The sequence below is a fragment of the Shewanella sp. SP2S2-4 genome, assembly GCF_031932025.1.
GTDB classification, from domain to species: domain Bacteria; phylum Pseudomonadota; class Gammaproteobacteria; order Enterobacterales; family Shewanellaceae; genus Shewanella; species Shewanella baltica.
In genome coordinates this window covers 34,212-55,167 of record NZ_JAUOER010000022.1, presented here as the reverse complement: position 1 = coordinate 55,167, position 20,956 = coordinate 34,212, and the positions used below count along the sequence as shown (strand labels likewise).

The 20,956-nt window shown below is 46.7% G+C and carries 18 protein-coding genes and 1 riboswitch; of the genes, 8 read left to right on the top strand and 10 right to left on the bottom strand.

Annotated features, from left to right (window positions below; translation table 11 throughout):
• Nucleotides 1–25 precede the first annotated feature (25 nt).
• Complete coding sequence (locus Q4Q54_RS16330; protein WP_311988991.1) at nt 26–793, bottom strand: class I SAM-dependent methyltransferase; 768 nt, start codon at nt 791–793, stop codon at nt 26–28.
• A 285-nt stretch (nt 794–1,078) separates the two neighbouring features.
• Between Q4Q54_RS16330 and Q4Q54_RS16325 the strand changes: the two genes are divergently transcribed.
• Nucleotides 1,079–1,864 carry a hypothetical protein gene (locus Q4Q54_RS16325; RefSeq protein ID WP_311988990.1) on the top strand — a complete coding sequence of 262 codons (786 nt, stop codon included), beginning with the start codon at nt 1,079–1,081 and terminating at the stop codon, nt 1,862–1,864.
• 543 nt (nt 1,865–2,407) lie between these two features.
• On the opposite strand, the gene Q4Q54_RS16320 is transcribed toward Q4Q54_RS16325, so the two are convergent.
• The 5 genes from Q4Q54_RS16320 to Q4Q54_RS16300 form a co-directional block, all read right to left on the bottom strand.
• Nucleotides 2,408–2,962, bottom strand: a complete 555-nt coding sequence (locus tag Q4Q54_RS16320) for a transglycosylase domain-containing protein (RefSeq protein WP_259214517.1) — start codon at nt 2,960–2,962, stop codon at nt 2,408–2,410.
• Nucleotides 2,963–3,056: 94 nt separating this feature from the next.
• Nucleotides 3,057–3,545 carry a DUF3806 domain-containing protein gene (locus Q4Q54_RS16315; protein ID WP_011982082.1) on the bottom strand — a complete coding sequence of 163 codons (489 nt, stop codon included), beginning with the start codon at nt 3,543–3,545 and terminating at the stop codon, nt 3,057–3,059.
• An 83-nt stretch (nt 3,546–3,628) separates the two neighbouring features.
• On the bottom strand, nt 3,629–4,057 hold the full coding sequence (locus Q4Q54_RS16310) for an SPOR domain-containing protein (RefSeq protein ID WP_311988989.1): 429 nt from the start codon (nt 4,055–4,057) through the stop codon (nt 3,629–3,631).
• Between the two features lie 308 nt (nt 4,058–4,365).
• Nucleotides 4,366–4,824 (bottom strand): GIY-YIG nuclease family protein, encoded by a 459-nt coding sequence (locus Q4Q54_RS16305; protein ID WP_311988988.1) that lies wholly within the window; start codon nt 4,822–4,824, stop codon nt 4,366–4,368.
• An 11-nt stretch (nt 4,825–4,835) separates the two neighbouring features.
• Nucleotides 4,836–6,971 carry a S9 family peptidase gene (locus Q4Q54_RS16300; RefSeq protein WP_311988987.1) on the bottom strand — a complete coding sequence of 712 codons (2,136 nt, stop codon included), beginning with the start codon at nt 6,969–6,971 and terminating at the stop codon, nt 4,836–4,838.
• Between the two features lie 167 nt (nt 6,972–7,138).
• Nucleotides 7,139–7,368: riboswitch (FMN riboswitch) on the top strand.
• Between the two features lie 189 nt (nt 7,369–7,557).
• Between Q4Q54_RS16300 and ribB the strand changes: the two genes are divergently transcribed.
• Together ribB and Q4Q54_RS16290 are read left to right on the top strand one after the other, a co-directional pair.
• A complete protein-coding gene (gene ribB / locus Q4Q54_RS16295; protein ID WP_311988986.1) occupies nt 7,558–8,211 on the top strand; it encodes a 3,4-dihydroxy-2-butanone-4-phosphate synthase in 654 nt (217 codons plus the stop codon).
• A 440-nt stretch (nt 8,212–8,651) separates the two neighbouring features.
• The gene (locus Q4Q54_RS16290; RefSeq protein WP_311988985.1) at nt 8,652–11,876 is read left to right on the top strand and encodes an EAL domain-containing protein; all 3,225 of its coding nucleotides are present in this window, start codon (nt 8,652–8,654) and stop codon (nt 11,874–11,876) included.
• A gap of 94 nt (nt 11,877–11,970) precedes the next feature.
• Here the strand turns inward: Q4Q54_RS16290 and ftnA are convergent, their stop codons facing one another.
• A complete protein-coding gene (ftnA, locus tag Q4Q54_RS16285; RefSeq protein ID WP_006083664.1) occupies nt 11,971–12,507 on the bottom strand; it encodes a non-heme ferritin in 537 nt (178 codons plus the stop codon).
• Nucleotides 12,508–12,856: 349 nt separating this feature from the next.
• Between ftnA and moeA the strand changes: the two genes are divergently transcribed.
• The 4 genes from moeA (at nt 12,857) to Q4Q54_RS16265 (ending at nt 15,925) form a co-directional block, all read left to right on the top strand.
• Nucleotides 12,857–14,110 (top strand): molybdopterin molybdotransferase MoeA, encoded by a 1,254-nt coding sequence (moeA, locus tag Q4Q54_RS16280; RefSeq protein ID WP_311988984.1) that lies wholly within the window; start codon nt 12,857–12,859, stop codon nt 14,108–14,110.
• A 10-nt stretch (nt 14,111–14,120) separates the two neighbouring features.
• Nucleotides 14,121–14,888 (top strand): molybdopterin-synthase adenylyltransferase MoeB, encoded by a 768-nt coding sequence (moeB, locus tag Q4Q54_RS16275; RefSeq protein WP_311988983.1) that lies wholly within the window; start codon nt 14,121–14,123, stop codon nt 14,886–14,888.
• A 99-nt stretch (nt 14,889–14,987) separates the two neighbouring features.
• Nucleotides 14,988–15,650 carry a Bax inhibitor-1 family protein gene (locus Q4Q54_RS16270; RefSeq protein ID WP_115335965.1) on the top strand — a complete coding sequence of 221 codons (663 nt, stop codon included), beginning with the start codon at nt 14,988–14,990 and terminating at the stop codon, nt 15,648–15,650.
• 17 nt (nt 15,651–15,667) lie between these two features.
• Nucleotides 15,668–15,925, top strand: a complete 258-nt coding sequence (locus Q4Q54_RS16265) for a DUF333 domain-containing protein (protein WP_259582584.1) — start codon at nt 15,668–15,670, stop codon at nt 15,923–15,925.
• 73 nt (nt 15,926–15,998) lie between these two features.
• On the opposite strand, the gene rlmF is transcribed toward Q4Q54_RS16265, so the two are convergent.
• Nucleotides 15,999–17,090 carry a 23S rRNA (adenine(1618)-N(6))-methyltransferase RlmF gene (gene rlmF / locus Q4Q54_RS16260; RefSeq protein WP_311988982.1) on the bottom strand — a complete coding sequence of 364 codons (1,092 nt, stop codon included), beginning with the start codon at nt 17,088–17,090 and terminating at the stop codon, nt 15,999–16,001.
• 58 nt (nt 17,091–17,148) lie between these two features.
• Complete coding sequence (locus tag Q4Q54_RS16255; RefSeq protein WP_012586415.1) at nt 17,149–17,571, bottom strand: flagellar basal body-associated protein FliL; 423 nt, start codon at nt 17,569–17,571, stop codon at nt 17,149–17,151.
• A gap of 116 nt (nt 17,572–17,687) precedes the next feature.
• Between Q4Q54_RS16255 and Q4Q54_RS16250 the strand changes: the two genes are divergently transcribed.
• Nucleotides 17,688–18,263 carry a chorismate lyase gene (locus tag Q4Q54_RS16250; RefSeq protein WP_311988981.1) on the top strand — a complete coding sequence of 192 codons (576 nt, stop codon included), beginning with the start codon at nt 17,688–17,690 and terminating at the stop codon, nt 18,261–18,263.
• Between the two features lie 81 nt (nt 18,264–18,344).
• On the opposite strand, the gene Q4Q54_RS16245 is transcribed toward Q4Q54_RS16250, so the two are convergent.
• Nucleotides 18,345–20,942, bottom strand: coding sequence for an immune inhibitor A domain-containing protein (locus Q4Q54_RS16245; RefSeq protein ID WP_311988980.1), 2,598 nt, complete (start codon nt 20,940–20,942; stop codon nt 18,345–18,347).
• Between the last annotated feature and the right edge of the window lie 14 nt (nt 20,943–20,956).

Genomic DNA, 20,956 nt, shown 5'->3' with positions numbered 1-20,956 from the left:
TCCTCGCCATCACAAACGGCAAGGATTACGCAGGCTTACGAGCGCTGATGCTATACACTAAGGGCACATTCTGCCCTTGGTGTGTTAACACATAACGACCATCGGCTTGCGCTTCGAGCCCTTCGAAACAGTTGTACGGGCTGAAATCGAATTCGTGGAAGAACTCCAACACTAAGCCCGCCTGCAATAACGCATTGATCACTTCCGATAAACTGTGTGACCAACACATTAAGGTTTGCTGATCATCACCGGCATTTTCGGTATAAGTGCCTTCCTGCTCTATATCTGGCTCACCCCGATTAAAATAGCTATAACCATCGAACAACTGCTGCGCCGGATGAAACTCGGCCATGTAAAACTGTCCGCCTGGCTTTAAACAAGCAGCAACCGTCTGCGCCCACAGGGTTAAATCCGGCAGCCACACAATGGCACCATAGGACGTAAACACAATATCTTGCGGCTCAACCTTGCTCGCCACACTGTAAACATCGCTACAAATAAACTCGGCGGACAATTGTGTCTGCTGCGCCAACTTTTGTGCTTCATCAATCGCCACCTCAGACAAATCGACGCCCAGCACTTTAGCGCCCATGCGCGCCCACGACAGGGTATCTAAGCCAAAATGGCATTGCAGATGCAGCAAGCTTTTACCAGCCACATCAAGCTCGCTAAGCTCGATTTCCCGTAATGAAGTATTCCCACGCAGGAAGCCCGCCACATCGTAAAAATCCGAAGTTAAATGTACCCGAGTGCGCGTATCCCAAGCCGTCTTGTTCGTCGTTAAATAATCCATCTGCATCCCTTCTTATGTTTTTTGTATTTTTTGTATTGTCTGTATGTTTGCCCAGCCAGACCTATGAGGCTCAAGCTAACTCAATAAATGAGCAATTTCACTAATCTGTGAGTAAAACCCTCATTCGGCGGACATGTCCGCACCGCAAAGTACGGACACTTTTAGCTTAAATAGTTGATTATAAATGAAACTTAAAATTGGCATGGGCTGTGCAATGTCTTATCCATCGCAAGACGACTCAGCACTCACACGAATAACGAGTGCCAGATAAACAAGGAAGCTAACATGTCACTACGTCCATTTATGTTCACCCTCGCGTTTATATTAGTGTTTACCGCAGGGGTATCGCTCACTGGCTGCATTATTAATGTCAACGCCGCTGGCATGCCCGATTTAGACCACCAGCAACGCGAACTCACCCTCGATAGCCAAGACTTGCAAGGCCTGATTGCCGAGACTGGCGCAGGCAGCCTCGAAATTATCGGTGTCGAAGGCCTAACCCAAATTAAACTCGTCGCCGACATCTATAGCAATAAGGACGGCAACGACGACAGCAAAGTCATTCTCACCCTTGAGAAAAAGGCCAACAAGGCCAAGCTCAAAGCCGATTTTGAACAAAGCGGTTTTAATAATTACTCGCCCTACATCGATCTAAAACTGCAAGTACCTGCGAATTTAGCACTGGATATCGATGACGGCTCAGGCGCCATTTTGATCAGCAAGATGACAGCAGATATCAATGTCAAAGACGGTTCAGGTGAACTCATCATCAACGGCGGTAACAATGTCAGCATTGATGATGGTTCAGGGGACATTGAAGTCAGTCAAATCAACGGCAACCTCACGATTGACGATGGCTCAGGCGCAATCAAGGTGACTGATATTCGCGGCAATATCGCCATCGATGACGGTTCAGGCAACATCGAAGTCGCCAATGTGCAGAGTCCTGTGACCATCACAGACGGATCAGGCGACATTAATGTCTTTAACACTAAGGGATTAACGATTCTTGCGGCAGGTTCTGGCGATGTGAAATTTAACAAAATCGACGGCCCAGTAAGCATGGAATAACGCGCCATTTACTACCCTACACCCAAAGATTTTACCTACTTCCCGGCGTAGAGACTGATGTTGCAACGGTTCCCAGCCAAGATGTCAGTCTTCTACCCACCCTTTTAAGCGTATGCCCGACTTATGCATTTATGCCACTAACCCCTTGTAGTGGCATTTTTTTTAGCTCTCTATTCATACTTCTCCAACCACAATGCAGGCCAGTCTTTGGTGACGACCAAAGCTTAACTAATTGATTTATTATAAAAGTTAATCGTTAAGGTATTAAGCACTATCATTCCAGTGACTCGCCGCCCTTTCGTTTAACAAGAAGCGTCCCTATAGGCTCGACGGCGGCATCTGCTGCATACGGAAGTGCGAATGCTGCGATCACATGGATGTGAAAGAGCGGCCATGCCACCAACGGTCACTTCCATGACAGTGCTTAATTCCTTTAATCCACTCACACCTTAATGCCCGAATTTTACATACATAAATACAAAAACTTTAATCGTGAGTAACTCATTTAATTTTTGCGCCGAAGGTGTTCGCTTGAATGACTGGCTAGGAGCCATTCTCCAGCTTAGAAAGCAAATATTCACGACGCTTTGCAAGACGCTCTGAGCCCTTTGCAAAGATGCTTGGGGCATATGGCAAGGCAGCAATTGTGGCAGCCTCTTGAGGGCTTAATGCAGAAAAAGGCTTATTGAATATTACCTGAGCGGTAGAGGAAAAGCCCTTTAAGTCTTTGCCAGTATGCACTTGAGCCAAATAAAGAGTTAATTGCTCTTGCTCTGTAAGGTGAATCCTGACCAACTGTAGCCACAGAAATGACTCAATATGCCAGCCAACCAATGACTCGGGTTTATGGCTGATATTTAAATTATCAATAATTAACCTTGTAACCAGCCAATCAAGATTCTCGCCTGCGGATGCACGAACGAGCTGCACGATTAAAGCTGGAGGCTCACTTTCTTCTGTAGTAGCCACTTGGATGAGTCGAGTTATTTCCCCACGGTGAGGCTGAAAGCAAAAAATATCATAAATTGCAAAACTTACAGACAGCAGCATCACAACGATAGCTATCGCCCAAGAAGAGATTTTAAGGCTTAGTCTCATTGTGGCTCCTAAAATAAATCCTACTAATTTAAAACAACAAATCTTAGTTGGAGGCTAACGATTGGACTATTAAGGTTGGATGCCGAATGTCTTGTTATTGCTTACCAACAACTGCTGAATAGTATGTTGCGATATTAGCTTCTTCACCAAGATAAATCCGCTTACTCACATTTGTAACTGGCCAGATTATTGGTTTGTTTTCTTTTGTACCTAGTGCGAAATGTTGCCGCCCATCAATTTCAACGCCACCCCATACAACATCTGCGTGATTTTTACGGTAAACCTCGCCAATATAAAAACCAAATATTTTTGCATAATCATTTACCTGCTCCGCAGGCATATTGCTCGCACGTGCATAATTGCTTAAGTTTGCAAGAATTGGCTCTAATTTAAAGATACTTTCATCTGACCAATCTAATATTAAGTTGAATTTCCGCCCAACAAAATCAACACAATCTAGTGAAAAAGCCTCTGCAAGCTTGGATACATTTGGATCTGGGGTAAAATTTAAATTCATATCCTTTGCCTGAATAGAAGTAACAAAAAGTAATGTTGTAATTACGGTCATAAATTTTTTAAACACATGGCTTCCTTAATAAATATAACGCCACTTAATCGGCTGGCTTGGAGTGCCAGCGGAAAACAAGTCTAATTAGCATATGCTAATCAGATATAGCAGACTTGTACATGACCTAAGCGCTCCCTGACTTTAAAAATATCTTTGCCTATAACAAAGACCCTGTACCTTAGGTCATTGGCCATTTTGTAGGCAGAAATATCATTTCTTATCGATTTGATGCTAATTGAAACAAGCTTATCTTCTAATGCAATTGCATCAGATTCATATTTGAAAAAGCCGACTATGTGCCAATGTTTTTGCTTTAACACATAGTTGAAAAAATATCTGCAAGCTTCTTCTTCGTTTTCTGATATAAAGATAGGCTCAGAATCACAACCTCTCTCAGAATAGAAAATGGCCCATTTAGCACCTTTTTTATCTAAGCAGAAAGCGCCATCACCTCTGCCCAAGATGGCAAAGTTACTTGCATTGCAACCTTCGGCGAGCAATTTTTCTTTTAACTCTAATGCTTTCATAATTAATGCCTAACGCGAAAATTCAGTGGCGCGATTGAGCACGTTCTGTGGAGACCAGAAGGTCTGGAACGAACTGGAATGCCTTGTTATGTAATGCCTGCGCAGATGGCACCTCTGTCTCGGCAATGGACACAGGATTATGATCTGGCTGACAGGATACTCTATGATTAACTGGATTAAGCACTGTCATGGAAGTGACCGTCCGTGACATGGATGTCACGATCGAGCATACAAGGACGTACTTGCTGCGAGTCACTGGAATGACAGTGCTTAATCATTCCTCGTCACAGAACAAGTATGATGCAGTGTTAACGCTCTAGTAATCCACGCCCTGACTCAATCAACGCCAGCTTTTGACTGCGACTCAGCTTTTTAACTGCAATCTCACGCCGCAGTGCATCGCCGTGACTACCAACCTGCTCTTGATACATCAAGGTTAACGGACCTTTACCGCGCAGATACTTAGCGGATTTGATGCCACCCGACTGATGCTCGCTAAAACGTCGCGCCACGTTGGTGGTAACGCCTGTGTATAAATGCCCATTGGCACAGCGGACTAGATACAAATACCAGAGGGATGATGACTTTATGGGTGTAGGCTTCAGAGGTGCAGATTTTAATGGTACGGGATTCAGCGAAGCTTCTGTAACAACATTTTTGGTTGCGACAGCGCTAGTCACTGGGGCAAGTGTGTCTGCCACCAGTGACTCATGTTGCTGTAAAGCGCCTATGTCCGTATTGCCTAGGCTGACGGCTGATTCGGTCACTTACGAATAACCTACTTCGCCATACCTAACAGACTCAAGAAGAATGCATATTCTTGGGCTGTGTCTTGGTACTGGCGATAACGGCCACTCTTACCGCCGTGGCCGGCTTCCATATCCACGTTAAGTAACAAGACTTTATCGTCGCTCTTGTACCATTGGTTTTTAACATCACGCAGCTTAGCCACCCACTTGGCGGGTTCAAAATACTGCACTTGCGAGTCATGCAAACCCGTAGTCACTAACATGTGTGGGTATTCTTGCTCGCTAACATTGTCGTAGGGCGAGTAACTCAGCATGTAATCGAAATAGGTTTTCTCGTTCGGATTGCCCCACTCGTCGTACTCATTGGTCGTCAGCGGAATCGACTCGTCCAGCATAGTGGTCACCACATCAACAAACGGCACATGGGCGGCGATGGCAAAATACTTGTCCGGCGCTTGGTTAGCAATTGCGCCCATTAGCAAACCACCCGCACTGCCGCCAGATGCGACAACCTTGTTTTTATCGCCATAACCTTGTGCCGTTAATGCCGTAGTTACATCGATAAAATCATTGAAGGTATTTTGCTTATTCAACAGCTTACCGTCGTCATACCAAGGGCGACCGAGCATTTCTGAGCCGCGCACATGGGCGATGGCATACACAAAACCGCGATCGAGCAGACTGATAACGGATGAAGAAAAATCAGGTTCAACAGTGTAACCGTAAGATCCATAACCATATTGATACAGAGGGTTAGTGCCATCTTTCTTGAATTTATCTTTGCGATACACCAAAGAAACGGGCACTTTCACACCGTCGCGGGCAGTCACAAACACACGTTCGGCACGATATTGACTGGCATCGAAGCCGCCTAAGACTTGATCTTGCTTCAATAAATCCCGTCTATCGGGATTCACCAGCGAATATTCGTATACGGCTTCTGGCGTTGTCAGGCTAGAGTAGAAAATGCGTAACTTATTGCTGTCTTGCTGAGAATTAACATCTAACCCCATCACATAGGCAGGCTCATCAAAGCTCAATTCGAAGGGCTTTTGACCGTTGAATGGCATCACTTTAATGCGCGTTAGGCCATTTTCGCGGGTCTGAATAATCAGATAGTCCTTGAGCACTAACTCGTCTTCGATACGGGCATTGGGGTTATGCGCAACCACTTCTTGCCACTTAGATTTGTCCGCCGCATCTTTGATGGCAACTTTCATCAAACGGAAGTTTGTCGCCTGCCAGTTGGTAAGAATGTAATAAGTATCACCCAGCTTAGACACACTGTATTCGTGACCTTCTTCCCGCGCTAACACTGGCTTGAATAAACCCAAAGGATCCTTGGCATCGAGCACTGACACTTCGCTCGTTGTGGTGCTCTCTTGGAACAACACAATTTGCGATTCATCTAAGGTTTTTCCCAGCGAGATATAAAAAGAATCGTCTTGTTCTTCATACACTAACACATCGCTCGACTGCTTAGTGCCCAACTCATGGCGATACACTTGGTAGCCAAGTAAGGTCTGCAAATCTTTGGCGATATAGAACACATGTTTGTTGTCGTTCGCCCACACCACTCGACCTTCAGTGTTTTCAAGCACGTCGACGATCATGTCACCCGAGGCCAAATCTTTAAAATAGATGTGGTATACACGGCGGCTGAGGACGTCTTCGCCAAAGGCCAACATGGTTTCATCTGGGCTGACACTCGCGCCGCCTAAGCCATAAAACTCATGGCCCTTAGCTCGCTCGTTAACATCCAGCATCACTTGCTCAACGCCATCGGCGCCCTTACGGCTGATTAGCGGATATTCGCCGCCTTCTTTATAACGACTGTAATAACTGTGCTGGTGCCATTGGTACGGCACACTGGACTCATCGGCGACTAAGCGCTCGGTTAATTCTTTAAAAAGGCCATCTTGTAGCGGCTTTAAGGGTTTAAAATAGGCCGCAGTGTAGCGATTCTCGGCTTCGAGATGGGCCAACACTTTAGGATCTTTGCGTTCATCGTCACGCAGCCAATAGTAATCATCGGTGCGCGTTACGCCATGCAAGGTCATCACATGGGGAATTTTTTCAGCAACTGGGGCGGGTACTTGCCCTTTTGAGGTCGAACAACCGGATAACAACATGGCAATACCTAAAGTTAGCAGCAGAGATCGCATTTATACGTCCTTGTGACGTCCATAACGACCGTCGCAGAATGCAACGGCAAATAAATTAGCATGATAGTGGTCAGGTGTGCACTAGCGCAAACATTGAACGCGAGAAGTTGCCATTCGCGCTAAATAAGAGCAACATAACCGCGTTTTTGAGCGCAAACAGCTCAAAAGCAAATTCTCAGGGCGGGGTGAAACTCCCCACCGGCGGTAAATGGGTAACGCTAAGTGATTATTTTACTGAGCATCCCCAAAGCCCGCGAGCGCCCGAAATCACTTTCGGGGTCAGCAGATCTGGTGCCTTAGATTTTGCCTAGTGCAAAACTGACTATTCCAGAGCCGACGGTAATGGACTGTGTGCTTTAATGGCGACAGTGCTGAGTCCGGATGGAAGAGAATGTAAGACAACATTGTGTTATTTAAGTGCAACGCGCTTATGTATTGCAGTGTTAGCCTCATGTTTTGCAATAACTTCACCCCAAGTGAAGCCATATTGCTACAGCAAAATCGAGCCATTAGGTTTGATTAAGTTGTATTTCTGCACGCCCTGATTCTGGATATTCCAATGTCGTATTTTTTAAGGATATTAACCATGAATCAGTCTTTACTTGCTCCTTTTGGTACTGCTATCGAACGCGTTGAAGCGGGTCTTAATGCCCTGCGTCAAGGCCAAGGTGTGTTAGTTGTCGATGACGAAGATAGAGAAAACGAAGGCGATTTAATTTTCGCTGCCGAGACACTGACGAACGCTCAAATGGCCATGCTCATCCGTGAATGTAGCGGTATTGTTTGCCTGTGTTTACCCGATGCAAAAGTCAAAGCCCTCGAATTGCCCCCTATGGTGGAAAACAACTCGAGCCAATACGGCACTGCGTTTACTGTGAGTATTGAAGCTAAAGTCGGTGTGACTACAGGGGTTTCTGCCGCCGATCGCGTGACCACCATTAAAGCGGCGATTGCCGATGGCGCTAAGCCAAGTGATCTCGCTCGTCCTGGCCATGTGTATCCACTTCGCGCCCAACCGGGTGGGGTATTGACCCGCCGTGGTCACACTGAAGGCACGATTGATTTAATGCAACTCGCGGGTTTAAAAGCCGCTGGCGTATTGTGTGAAGTCACTAACACCGATGGTACTATGGCGCGTTTACCCGAAATTATCGCCTTCGGCGCACTGCACAATATGCCTGTGCTGACGATTGAAGACATAGTGGTCTACCGTAAATCGTTATTGGCTAAGGTCGGTTAAGTCAGACCTCAATGGCCTAAACTTAGGTCATTAGCTAAAAAATAAAGGACGTTTCGCTGCGGCAAACGTCCTTTTTATTGGGCGTTATTTGCAGCCCAACTTCGCCTATCCCACTTTTTAGATCTTCCCTAAATCACTGCCCATGAAACATGAAATAAAGTCATTCTTTCGAATGATTAAAAACAGCCTCACATCACAGACAAATGAAATGTTTGTTTGATAGGCACAAAATATACTAATAAAAATAGTTGTTTAGCTCAATATATAACAATTTGCTTAATTTCGTGACCTAGATTAGATATCCATAAACTAAAGGTCGCGGTGACTGGCCGCCTATGTTAAATATTCTCACCCTGTGCCTAGTTCCATTTTCAACTCAAGTTCAACGTGATGACGTTGAATTTCTTTTTTGACTAGGCGAACGAGTGGAGTGATCTTTAATGCCGTCAGCGCTACACCACCTCAGTTTGAAGCAAAAGCTCATTCTGTTTTCGCTTGTCCCCCTGTTGATGATGAGTTTTTTTATTCTGACTCGCATGCATGGCTTAATAAATGAATCACACTCGGCCAAGCACAACCATCTTGCGGTGCAGGCGACGGTACACATCACCGAATTACTGTATCAGTTGCAGAATGAATATGGTCTGAGCACCAACCAACTGCCCACCGATAACGCGCTAGTCACGCAACAACAGGCGACCTCCAAAGCTCTCGATACGTTACTTAACAGTGAACCTTTAGCCCACCTCAGTGAGTCGCTCGATCCTAAGAGTATTGAAGCCAGTCAGATGAACGCATTATTAGATGCCATCACACTCACAGGCCACAGACTCGCCAACGCACGGCAAACCCTTGCGAGCGAAACACAAGGCTCGTTTAGTGATCTCTATAGTCAACTGCACACTCAGCTATTACAGCTCATTCAACTATTGCAGTTACAAACCAACGAAATCAGCCAATCCCGCGCCTATACCGATTTAATAAACTTGCTGATGGTGCAAGAACTCGCCGTAAAAGAACGTAGCGCGATCAATCATTTGCTGCTCAGCGACTCACTCAATCTGAATGATTACCGCACCATAGGCTCCTTCATGTATGAATATGGCCGAGCTGTAATGCACGCGAGCAGTGCCGCGATTTCCGATAGAAAATCGTTACTGAAAAACCTGCAAGATTCGCCAGAGAATCAACGTATTCTGCAAATTAGCCAACAAATCGAGCAACAAACCCGCATTAGCGCACTGGCACAGAATATTAATGCCAACTTAGGTTACGGTGGCTTAATGGGGAGTTTTCAGGACTATCTGCTGAAGGGCGATGACGTTTCACTGCAAAAATTTAATGATGCGCTGGCGAACATTCACCTCAACTTAGATGAACTCAATCACGAAATTCACTTTCTCCCCGAATTTAAGTCGGCGCTGAAAACCATTGAAGACAGCGTAGATCAATACCAGTTCAGCATGGTCAAGCTAAAGCAACTGCGGCAGCAAGGCTTGCCGATGGCGGAGATCAACGCCATCGCGCAAGTCCCAGCCAGTGAGGACAAGTTAAGCCAAGCGATGACACAGCTGTTAATGCCGCCACATCCGATTGACAGCCAAAAATGGTGGGCGCTCACCACCCAGCGTATTGAACAACTGCATCAACTCGCCAAAGACATCACCCAAACCATGGCGCAACAGAGCGAGTATCAACAAAACCAAGCCCTGACCTTCCTCGGCCTGTACTTGTTATCAGCCCTGTTCACCGCAACCGTTACACTCTGGCTCGGACAGAAGATCATTCGCAACTTTATGGATAAAATCACTAAGATTGCTAATGACATGCAGCAAATGGCGGAAGATCCCAAGCTCAATATCAATATCCGCGTCTCAGGTACTGATGAACTGGCTCGCATGGCCCGCGCCATGAACCGGATGATCAGCGAACGGCAGAAGGCGAACCATGCTCTCACCCGCGCCGCTGCGGTATTTGACTATTCTGCCGAGGGCATAATGGTGACTGATGCCGATAACCATATCGAACTGGTCAATCCGGCTTTCTGCAATATTACTGGCTATACATTGGAAGAAGTGAAAGGCCGCAGTCCATCCATCCTCAGTTCTAGCCGTCATTCGCAGCACTTTTACACCACCATGTGGGAGTCGCTGCAAACAGAAGGAAAATGGGAGGGCGAGGTTTGGAATAAGCGTAAAAATGGCCAAGTGTATCCCGAGTATCTAGCCATTACTGTGGTGCGAAATGAGCAAGGACAAATAATCCAACACATTGGTTTATTTATGGATATCAGTAAACGTAAACAATATGAGCAAGATCTTTGGTATCAAGCCAACTTCGATGCGTTAACGGGGCTGCCTAATCGTAAGTTGTTTAATGAGCGCCTGCAGCACGAAATCCATGTGGCGCAGCATGACTCACGCAAACTGGCAATTCTGCTGATTGACTTAGACCAATTCAAATACATCAACGATGTACAAGGCCATGCCACGGGCGACTTATTACTTAAAGATGTGGCCAAACGCTTAGAAGGCATTGCGGGTAAAACCGACTTTATCGCCCGCATCGGGGGTGATGAATTTGTGCTTATATTGCCGCGACTGACTAACGAACTCGCCATCGAACACATGGCAACGCGTATTATCGAAACCTTAGGCATGCCGTTTGACTTAAATGACCGTGAGATCCAGATTTCAGCCAGCTTTGGTATCGGCGTCTATCCCGAAGATGGCCTCGATGTCAGCTCACTCACCCGCAATACCGAAACCGCCATGTATCAAGCCAAAGACGCGGGACGGAACAATTTCAAATACTTTACCGCGGGCATGAATGAAGCCATGTTCGCTCGGATGGAGTTAGAGCAACGCCTGCGCCGCGCCGTGGCACAAAATGAATTTGCCCTGCATTATCAACCCATAGTGGATATGCAAACTGGAGTCGTCTGCAGCGTCGAAGCCCTTATCCGCTGGCAAGACCCTGACTTTGGCCTGATCCCACCGGATCAATTTATCCCGCTGGCCGAAGAAACCGGACTGATAGAACCTATGGGCGAATGGGTGCTCAACCAAGCCATGCATGATCTCAGGCAGTGGCAGAAAAGTGGCTTAAAAATCAATGTCGCGATTAATGTTTCCGGTCGCCAATGTATCAACACCCGCGGCATGGGATTCGACCAAGTGCTGCAGGAATGCTTTAACCGCCACCATGTGAACCCGCGCAATGTGCATATTGAGATCACAGAAAGCATGCTGATGGGCGATGCCAGCCACTGCTTGAGCACGCTCGAATCGATTCGCCATTTAGGCTCGCAAATCTATATCGATGACTTTGGTACGGGTTATTCTTCCCTGAGTTATTTGAAAAAATTCCCTATCTCAGTAATTAAAATCGATCGTAGCTTTGTGGAAAATGCCCTCGAAAGTAATGCTAATGCGAACTTAGTCAAAGCCATCGTCATGATGGGGCAAAGTCTCGAAATGGAGTTAGTGGCCGAAGGCATAGAAACCGAAGCCCAGTGGCACTTCCTGCGGGATCTAGGTTGCCACTTCGCTCAAGGATATTTGATCTCTAAACCACTGCCCTTCGACGAGATCACCCCCTTGCTGCACATCAAGCACACAGCACTGCTCAACCACGATTACCAAGATAGATGCATGAATATCTAAGATGCTGAAAGCTAGCAACTAATAGCAAAAAGAATTGAAGAATAAATAGCAAAAAAGCAGCCTAGGCTGCTTTTTTGTGGCGAATAAAACGCGCTTAAGCCTGTGGTTGGCCTTGACCGTTCATTATGCTTTCGCCGCCCTTAGAGGCTAACTTAGCTAAATCTTTATCGATAAAGAACAGTGCCTTACCATCTTCACCCACTAAACGTATTTTATCGACAATCGACTTGAACAGCTTTTCTTCTTCGTGCTGCTCGGCCACATACCATTGCAGGAAATTAAAGGTTGAGTAGTCTTGGTTAGAAAAGGCTGCATGGGCCAAGGCATTGATCTGACTGGTGATCAACTGCTCATGTTCATAGGTGAGTTCGAACAGAGCTAGTAAAGAACTAAACTGTGACTGCGGCGCTTCGATCGCCCCTAACAAAGGTAAGCCACCGGTTTCACTCACATAAGTGAACAGACGACGCATATGGCCCATCTCTTCGTCCGCGTGCTCACGCATAAACTTAGCTGCACCTTCAAATCCCTGATCTTCACACCATGCGCTCATTTGCAGGTATAAATTTGAGGAGAAGAACTCCATATTAATTTGTTCATTCAACTTTTCGATCATAGTGGCTGACAGCATAGTAAATCCTCTTTTGCATTCGAACTGAATCATGGGGCACATTGTCATCAAGGGGGTCGACAAAAGCAACAAAATTTACCTTTAGATTTTTAGCTAAGTTAATGATTCATTGATAAAAATGATTTTCATTTGTCCAGCGACTCGCGTTCAGCCTTCGACTTAGCAGCGCAAATTGCGTTACTTCTTGCTAGGTTATCATCCAAAGTGGCAGGAAAAACTGACTGGCCTATCACAGAAACTCACATGCAAATCATAGCCATCGCCGATCACCGTGGCATAATAACCAATCATAGTCAGGTGGAAATTCATTCAGCGTCATCACGACCCATTGCATATAAGGCAGACCCTCATGTCCGTAAAAGCCGATCCTTGTTCGCAACCTAGCTTAATGCATCCAGATCAAGCTATTCCCCTTTTGCTCGAACAAGTTAGCCCAGTGTCAGACACCGAAGTCGTATTGCTTCCCCATGCCCTTGGCCGCGTCCTTGCGGAAGATCTCGCTTCCTGCATCGACCTGCCCCCCTTCGACAACTCCTCAATGGACGGTTACGCCTTCCGTTTTGTCGACTTGAATACACAAACCAATCGCACCTCATTACGCCTTATCGGCACTTCGTTCGCCGGCCATGGTTTTGAAGGTGAAGCCAAACCTAATACTTGCATACGGATCATGACGGGCGCACCCGTGCCTGCGGGTTATGACACAGTGCAGATGCAGGAAGAAGCCGAAGTTGAAGGTGAGATTATTCATATTCGCCACCCTAAGGCACAAGGCGCCAATGTGCGTTGCCGCGGCGAAGAGTTGACCCAAGGCACTAAAGTGCTCACTGCCGGTATTGCAATTGGCGCCGCCGAGCTCGGCGTGTTAGCCACTATTGGTATCAGCCAAGTGCGAGTCTATCGTCAACTTAAGGTAGCGTTTTTCTCCACGGGTGACGAACTGCGTCCTGTTGGCAGCGAACTCGCGCCAGGGCAAATTTACGATTCAAACCGTTACTCGATTCAAGGTTTACTCAGCCGCGCTAATGTGGAATGGCTTGATTTAGGCGTAATAGCCGATGATCCTGAAGCCATACGTCAGGCATTTCGCCAAGCCGCCAGCCAAGCAGACATGGTGCTGACCTCGGGCGGCGTGTCGGTCGGCGAAGCGGATTTCACGAAACAAATTCTCGATGAAGAAGGCAAAATCACCTTCTGGAAACTCGCCATCAAACCAGGCAAGCCTTTCGCCATGGGCAAAATTGGCAAGGCGGTATTCTGTGGTTTACCAGGCAATCCCGTGTCTTCTATGGTGACGTTTTACAAACTCGTTTGGCCAATACTGAACAAGATGCAGGGTTTAACCCCAGTTGCACCTTTGATGTTAGACGCCACTCTGACAACACCTGTGCGTAAACAACCGGGCCGCGTCGAATATCAACGGGGCATTTTAAGCCGTAATACACAAGGTAAACTCGAGGTTGCCATTACTGGTAGCCAAGGTTCAGGTATGTTGACCTCAATGAGCCTAGCGAACTGTTTCGTTTTATTGGAACAATTCCAAGGGGATACTGCCGCTGGCACCCAAGTGACAGTCGAGCCCTTTAACAGCGTGCTCTGCTAGGAAAATCTCAATGAATGTGCCTGAAGATATTCTCAGCGACAGCGAACTCTTAAGATACAGCCGTCAGATCTCCATCAAAGCCATGGATATCGACGGCCAAGAACACCTAAAACAAGCGAAAGTGTTGATGATAGGTGCAGGCGGATTAGGCTGCGCCGCAAGCCAATACCTCACAGTTGCGGGGATTGGCGAGCTGACCTTGGTCGATTTTGATCACGTTGAACTCTCTAACCTGCAGCGCCAAGTGCTGCATCAAGATGCCAATGTCGGCCAGCCAAAAGTCGAATCGGCCAAACAGAGCCTGAGTCAGCTCAATCCCTTTATTAAGATCAACATTATCAATGCAGTATTAGATGATCATGAGATTGACGCCCTTGTCGCCAATCACAATCTAGTGCTCGACTGCACCGATAATGTCAGTGTGCGCGAACAACTCAACTTCAGCTGTTTTAAGCATAAAGTGCCCTTAGTCTCCGCAGCGGCAATTCGCATGGAAGGCATGGTCACAGTGTTCGATTATCACAGCGAAACACCTTGTTATCATTGCTTTAGCGCCCTATTTGGCGAGCAACAACTCAGCTGCGTCGAGTCAGGCATACTCGCGCCTGTCGTCGGCATGATAGGTTGTTTGCAGGCTGTTGAAGCCATCAAGGTCATCACTGGTATGGGTAAAACCTTAGCGGGCCGCATTTTGATGATCGATGCGATGACGATGGAGTTTCGTGAGATGAAACTCCCGAAACACGCCAACTGCAGTGTCTGTGGTACTCAGGCTTAAGATATTCTCGCTTGAAAAACGGCTTTACTTGCCTTAACTTAGCTCGACGCTGGTGAGGCTGAACGACCAGTTAATATAAGGAAATCACAAGGAAAACATATGGATTCGGAAAACAGTGTATTTGATCGCATGACCACAGACGATCCCATCGTTGGCGCAGGCATGTACAACCTCGTTATCGGCCTCACGCTGATTTGGGGTTTTGCGGTTAACTATTGGATGGTCACCAATATCGACCCAGAAGCGATTGCCAGCGTGAATCCTTGGATTTTCTTTATCGGCTATTTTGCCTCCTGTTTTTTCGGGATTTATCTGTTTCAAAAATCGAGCAATCCCGTGGTCAGCTTTATTGGCTACAACTTTGTAGTCGTCCCCTTCGGCTTAATTATCAATATGGTAGTCAGTCAATACGACCCTGAATTAGTGACGGAAGCCATTCGCATTACTGGCCTAGTAACCATTGCCATGATGTGTTTAGGCACACTCTTTCCCGCCTTTTTCCAGAAAATTGCCGGTGCACTCACGATTGCTTTGTTGCTGGTTATCGTAGTCGAGCTAATTGAAGTGTTTATCTTTAATACTCACCACGGCATTTTAGATTGGATAGTGGTGCTGATTTTCTGCGGGTATATAGGTTACGACTGGGGACGGGCGAATCAGATCCCTAAAACCATAGATAATGCCATCGATAGCGCTGCCGCTTTGTATATGGATATCATCAACTTATTCCTACGCATTCTGCGAATTTTAGGGCGTAAATAAGTCACCAAGGAGTGTCTATGAAAGTCCTATTACCGCTTGCTGCAACTTTACTGCTGGCAACTGTGGCACTCGTGGGTTGCGGCGAAGCTGAAAAGCCTGCTGCGCAAGTTAAAATTGCCAATCCCGCCTCTGAGTATTGCATCTCCCAGGGTGGTAGCTTGGCAATAGAGAAAACCGCCGAAGGTGAGCATGGCATCTGTACCTTGCCAAACGGTGAAGCCATGGAAGAGTGGGCGTTATTCCGCCGTGATCATCAGGAAGAAAAGCCGCAGTAACAGTGGTTATTTTTACCTTTAATCAAAACAGGCGCCATTGGCGCCTGTTTTGTTATTAAGTAAACTGAAAATCTTAATTGGCTAAGTGTTCAGCGCGCCAGATTTTGCGCTTAGCGGCCGACTGAAAGCTCCACGCTAAGACCCGCGTAATTTTATTGCCTTGCTGCATTTCAATCGTCTTCACTGTATCGACGTTCAACTGTGCTAAGGCTTGATAACAAGGTTTCAGGTTTTCTTGCTTCGACACTAGGCTAGTGAACCACAGGCATTGGTCTGCAAACATCTGACTCTCACGGATCATGGTCGCCAAGAACTGTCGCTCTCCACCTTGGCACCAAAGCTCTGCCGCTTGGCCGCCGAAATTCAGCTTAGGTGCAGCCTTTACTGAGCTCCCCCGATTAAGCTGTAGATTATTCACCTTACGCTTTGTACCTTCGCTCGCTTCGGCCATAGAGGCATGAAATGGAGGATTACACAGGGTGAGCTCAAAATGCTCTTCGGGCTGAACAATTCCCTTGAAGACCGCCTTGTCATCCGGCTGTAATCGTAAACTTATCCGCCCTTGCAGCACTGGATTTTGCTCGATAATACTCTGCACATTGGTGAGAGAATGGGCATTGATATCCGAGGCAACATATTGCCAGCCGTACACTTGGCAGCCCAATATGGGATAAATACCGTTTGCGCCTGTGCCAATATCCAGCACCCTCACCTTATCCATGGCACATGACTTATCGCCTTCGGCTAACAGATCTGCCACGTAATGCACATAATCGACGCGACCGGGAATAGGGGGACAAAGTGCTCCCTGAGGAATATCCCAAGAACCAACTCCATAGTGATGTTTGAGTAGCGCCGCATTGAGGGTTTTAACTGCCAGCGGGTCGGCAAAATCTATCGATAGCGCGCCATAGGGCGTGGGCCGCACAAAGGTTTTCAGCTGAGGGAATGCACTGATTAGCGCTGGAAAATCATAGCCATTCAAGTGGGCATTACGCGGATGCAGGGCTTTTTTGATTTCAGCTCTGGGTTTGTCTTTGCTTGGCTTTGCTCTGCCTTCAGGTTTAGCCTGCTTGGGTGCTTTAACTTTTTGGCGGATGTTAACTGCACGGGTTGCGGTTTTCGCAGTCGCTGATGGAACGGATTTCACGGCAGGTTTTGACATAGCAGCTCTTGTAACGCAATGGGCCGAAATAAGTCAGCCCATAGAATAGGACAATGAATTAATCGTACAGATAAGAGGTAAAGAGTAAGTTTACAATCAAGGCTTTACCCGCTTCTTTGGTGAGCAGATTATTGACCATATCGAAGCACTCACGACGGATTTCTTCACGGCCAGTGAGTGACTTAATCTTTTCTTCCGATTGATTACCTAATACTTCCACAATCGCGGCGCGTAATAGCGGATCGTGACGCTCAACTGTGACCAAATCATCTGGGCTCTTAACCATTAACTCGACGCTGATCTTCACAAACCCTAATTTCTTACGGTTAGAAATGTAGTTAGTGACGATTTCAGGCTCAAAACCATAGTAGGCGTACTCCCCCGTAGGCGTCGCCGCAGGTGCCGCTTCTTTTTCATCGGCCGCATAAACACTGAAAACACTGGTAAACAGGATCAGACAGACTGAGAGTAATTTTTTCATAGCGGCTTACGGCTCCCTAAAAACAATAATGGTAATGGAAGAAACTTCCCAATCTATCTGCTCGCGTCGCGACATGCTAGACTGCCGACGTTTGCCTATATTGTAACGAGTATTTAATGAATGTGACTAGCTTAAGCTTCCCCTATGGTGAATCTATTCAGTGGTTTTGTGCCGAAAGCGCCAACAAACTCCCCAAATCGCCCTTGAAAGAATGGTTACTTGCCACTGGCAGCCTAACTCAAAAACTCAAAACTTGCTGCACTCAATTTGAAGTCAAAGTCCTTGGCGAAGGACTGCATGCGCCCTTAGATGGCGAATATCCCCAGCAAGGCTCAGTATGGATCCGCGAAGTGTTACTTTGCCTCGACTCAATCCCTTGGGTGTTTGCCAGAACCTTGATCCCCGAAAAGTTAATGGCCGAGCGCCAAGCGGATTTTTTAGGGCTGGGCACCCGCCCCTTAGGTGAACTACTGTTTAGCCAAGATCATTTTGTCCCTGGCAGAATCGAAGTCGCCAGTTTTGAGACCTGTAGCCGCCTCGCGCATTTAGCCGAAAGTTTAGATCAGAGTGTCGAACATGAACTCTGGGGACGCCGCCGCTATTTTCATCACGGTGAACACGAAATGATCGTCAGTGAAATCTTTCTGCCTGCGGCCGAGCAAGCTATCCGTAAGCTTGAATCCGAGCTTTAGCCAAAGCTGCACTAATGACTGATGACAAATAAAAATGCCTCTAAATTAGAGGCATTTTTGATCTGCTATTACGCGATTCACTTAGCGAATATTTAACTGACGACGCCAAGTCAATAAGCCAAGGAAAGCAAGGCTCAACCAACCTAGACTACCACCGCCAGAACTTTCATTCGCCGGCGGAGTCACCGGAGGTGTGACTGGCGGCGTAACTGGTGCAGTAACGGTCACTGTCAGACTACTAATATCTTTAGTATTTTGCGCATCAGTTACTGTAAGCGTCACAGTATAAGAGCCTGCGCTTGCGTAGGTATGGGTTGGCGAAGCCGCTGCACTTGTGGTGCCATCACCAAAATCCCAAGCGTAGGTTAATGCTCCCGCACCACCATTGACATTACTGGTGAAGTTTACAACTAATTGATTGACTGTATTAGTAAAACTGACTGTTAACGGCGCTACAGCATCAGAATTTGCATTTGCTAACCGAATAACCGCTGTGCTGTTATTACTGGCTTGCGATAGTACCTGCATCGTCAAACCTAACTGCTGCAATACCATACCTGACTGGGGTTGTAGCGGCGCACTGTAATCTAGACTATCATCAAATAAACTGACAGCATCGCGATTATTGTCACCTGCATAGAAGGTTTGTTTTACTGTGCTAAAGGCTGCATCGCGGATTTGTACCTCGGTAGAGCGAGTGCCAATCAGGTTTTGGTCAGCATCAATCACGCCAATCAAGCCATGGCCCGCATGATCCGAGACATTATTGTCACTGTAACCAAAATCTTCTAACCAGACTAATACACCAGGATCAAAACTTGCCACGTTTAAGCCAGCATCGACACCGTTATGGCTACGCAGTTGGATAAGATAGCGAGATGCTGGCCCAGGACGTGAGTCCTTAATCCGACTATAACCATAGAACGTCACTTTATCCGCAACTTCGGCGTTATCACTATAGAACTCAGTGGTATTTTGTTTAACGCTGATGTTATCGAGGGTGATCCCTGACCCTCCGGTATAGTCATCGGTGACATAATTGATCTCGACCGCAATCGTTTTCCCTGAATAGGCAGATAAATCATACTCTAACGTTACCCAAGCATCATTGCCTTCCGCCTGAGCAATCGCAGACGACTCGCCAGTAATAATATGACGAGCGCTATTTACCCCATTGTTAAACTTAGTGTAATTACCCGCAATAGCCTCACCATCCACTTTCACTTGCATGTAGTCATAGTCACGTTCAATACTCCAACTGGCTTTCATACTCAGGATCAGTTTATCTGTCGTGACTGCGGGCAAAGTAACATTGAAATTCATGCTGTTATTCAGCATATCCCCTTGACCAGAATAATACTGATAACTGCCCTGATAAGGTGTTTTAAAGGGGATTGGCGTTGGAGGAAGTGGAATGGAGATCTGGTTAACCGCCTGATGATTAACCGCCTCATTCAAGGTCACATCCATGCCAGATTTTGGAATACTATCTAAACTGATTTCACGTTCATTCAACCACTTACCTTTATATCTTTCCTGTAGGTAAGAGCGCGCATAGGGACTAAAGCCACTCGGCTGGGCACCAGCGATAGCGCCAGCCCAACTTCCACCAGACATCAAAGACCATAACCCTACAGGCGAGCCGTCTTTATTATCATTTTCAGTGGTATCGTATTCATCTGGCAGACCTAAATCATGGCCAAACTCATGGGTACACACGCCCGTGGCCGCATCGATAGGCTGAATGGTATAACCGAATACTTTTTTATCCGTACCAGGAAGCGCATAGCCATTGGTTGCTTGGTCAACAAAAAATCGATGCGACCAAATTGCACTCGCGCCTAAAGCTCCACCACCGGCTTCTTCACCTATGCTAGAGTGGAAAATCATCACATGGTCGATAATGCCATCGGGCTCGTTGTAATTACCGTTGTTGTTCAAATCATTTTGGTCTTCAACATCATAGCTAGCCAACTCTGCAGGAGACATATTCGCGACGGCTTGAGATACGGCTTCTTTTACCAATTGTTCGACCTGTGAATCACTACGAGTATCTGGATCATTAGCACCATAGTATTCGGCATTTTGTGAGGCGGGATACCAACCCTTTACGTCCCCAGTGAAGGAGAAAGTTTGCCCAGAAACCGCTTGATAATATTGATAGCCCGAATCTAACGTCTGCCCCTGTGGACCGTTAAAGCCTGTCGTCGAAAAGAGTAATGCCTTGTAGTGGGACGCAGGATAACTTGGGTAATACATGGCTGTATCGCCCGCACTTAAGCCATTGTTATCATGTTTTAAATCAGGGAAATCCACTAATACAGTGAGTACTTTAACGGTTTTTTTTACATCCGCATCAACCAGCAAACGCTGTGCGGGTGAGCGCATCATTTGCGATGACTTCGCTCTTTGCAGACGCGCATGCTCGGCTTCAACTTCGATGCGCGGCGCCTTAGGTTGAGTCAAGGTGGCACGATGAATATACGCTTCTATCGCTTCCTGCTTGACGCTATCACTGGCATCGGCGGCCACTTCGCCACGTTTAATCAACCAATATAAAATTCGATCTTTATTAATCACACCCGCATCTGCAGGCGTATGATTCGGAGCCGCAATACTCGCGCCGCTAATCAATGCCAACATCAGTCCAAACGCTGTCACGCCTTTTGCACTTCGCATTTTTAACATCCTTA

What these genes read in the sequence shown, in the direction of transcription:
- Q4Q54_RS16330 (WP_311988991.1), bottom strand. Translation starts at nt 793, where the DNA reads ATGGATTATTTAACGACGAACAAGACGGCTTGGGATACGCGCACTCGG.
- ribB (WP_311988986.1), top strand. Translation starts at nt 7,558, where the DNA reads ATGAATCAGTCTTTACTTGCTCCTTTTGGTACTGCTATCGAACGCGTT.
- Q4Q54_RS16310 (WP_311988989.1), bottom strand. Translation starts at nt 4,057, where the DNA reads ATGAAAGCATTAGAGTTAAAAGAAAAATTGCTCGCCGAAGGTTGCAAT.
- Q4Q54_RS16290 (WP_311988985.1), top strand. Translation starts at nt 8,652, where the DNA reads ATGCCGTCAGCGCTACACCACCTCAGTTTGAAGCAAAAGCTCATTCTG.
- Q4Q54_RS16320 (WP_259214517.1), bottom strand. Translation starts at nt 2,962, where the DNA reads ATGAGACTAAGCCTTAAAATCTCTTCTTGGGCGATAGCTATCGTTGTG.
- rlmF (WP_311988982.1), bottom strand. Translation starts at nt 17,090, where the DNA reads ATGTCAAAACCTGCCGTGAAATCCGTTCCATCAGCGACTGCGAAAACC.
- Q4Q54_RS16300 (WP_311988987.1), bottom strand. Translation starts at nt 6,971, where the DNA reads ATGCGATCTCTGCTGCTAACTTTAGGTATTGCCATGTTGTTATCCGGT.
- ftnA (WP_006083664.1), bottom strand. Translation starts at nt 12,507, where the DNA reads ATGCTGTCAGCCACTATGATCGAAAAGTTGAATGAACAAATTAATATG.
- moeA (WP_311988984.1), top strand. Translation starts at nt 12,857, where the DNA reads ATGTCCGTAAAAGCCGATCCTTGTTCGCAACCTAGCTTAATGCATCCA.
- Q4Q54_RS16265 (WP_259582584.1), top strand. Translation starts at nt 15,668, where the DNA reads ATGAAAGTCCTATTACCGCTTGCTGCAACTTTACTGCTGGCAACTGTG.
- Q4Q54_RS16270 (WP_115335965.1), top strand. Translation starts at nt 14,988, where the DNA reads ATGGATTCGGAAAACAGTGTATTTGATCGCATGACCACAGACGATCCC.
- Q4Q54_RS16245 (WP_311988980.1), bottom strand. Translation starts at nt 20,942, where the DNA reads ATGCGAAGTGCAAAAGGCGTGACAGCGTTTGGACTGATGTTGGCATTG.
- Q4Q54_RS16250 (WP_311988981.1), top strand. Translation starts at nt 17,688, where the DNA reads ATGAATGTGACTAGCTTAAGCTTCCCCTATGGTGAATCTATTCAGTGG.
- Q4Q54_RS16255 (WP_012586415.1), bottom strand. Translation starts at nt 17,571, where the DNA reads ATGAAAAAATTACTCTCAGTCTGTCTGATCCTGTTTACCAGTGTTTTC.
- moeB (WP_311988983.1), top strand. Translation starts at nt 14,121, where the DNA reads ATGAATGTGCCTGAAGATATTCTCAGCGACAGCGAACTCTTAAGATAC.
- Q4Q54_RS16325 (WP_311988990.1), top strand. Translation starts at nt 1,079, where the DNA reads ATGTCACTACGTCCATTTATGTTCACCCTCGCGTTTATATTAGTGTTT.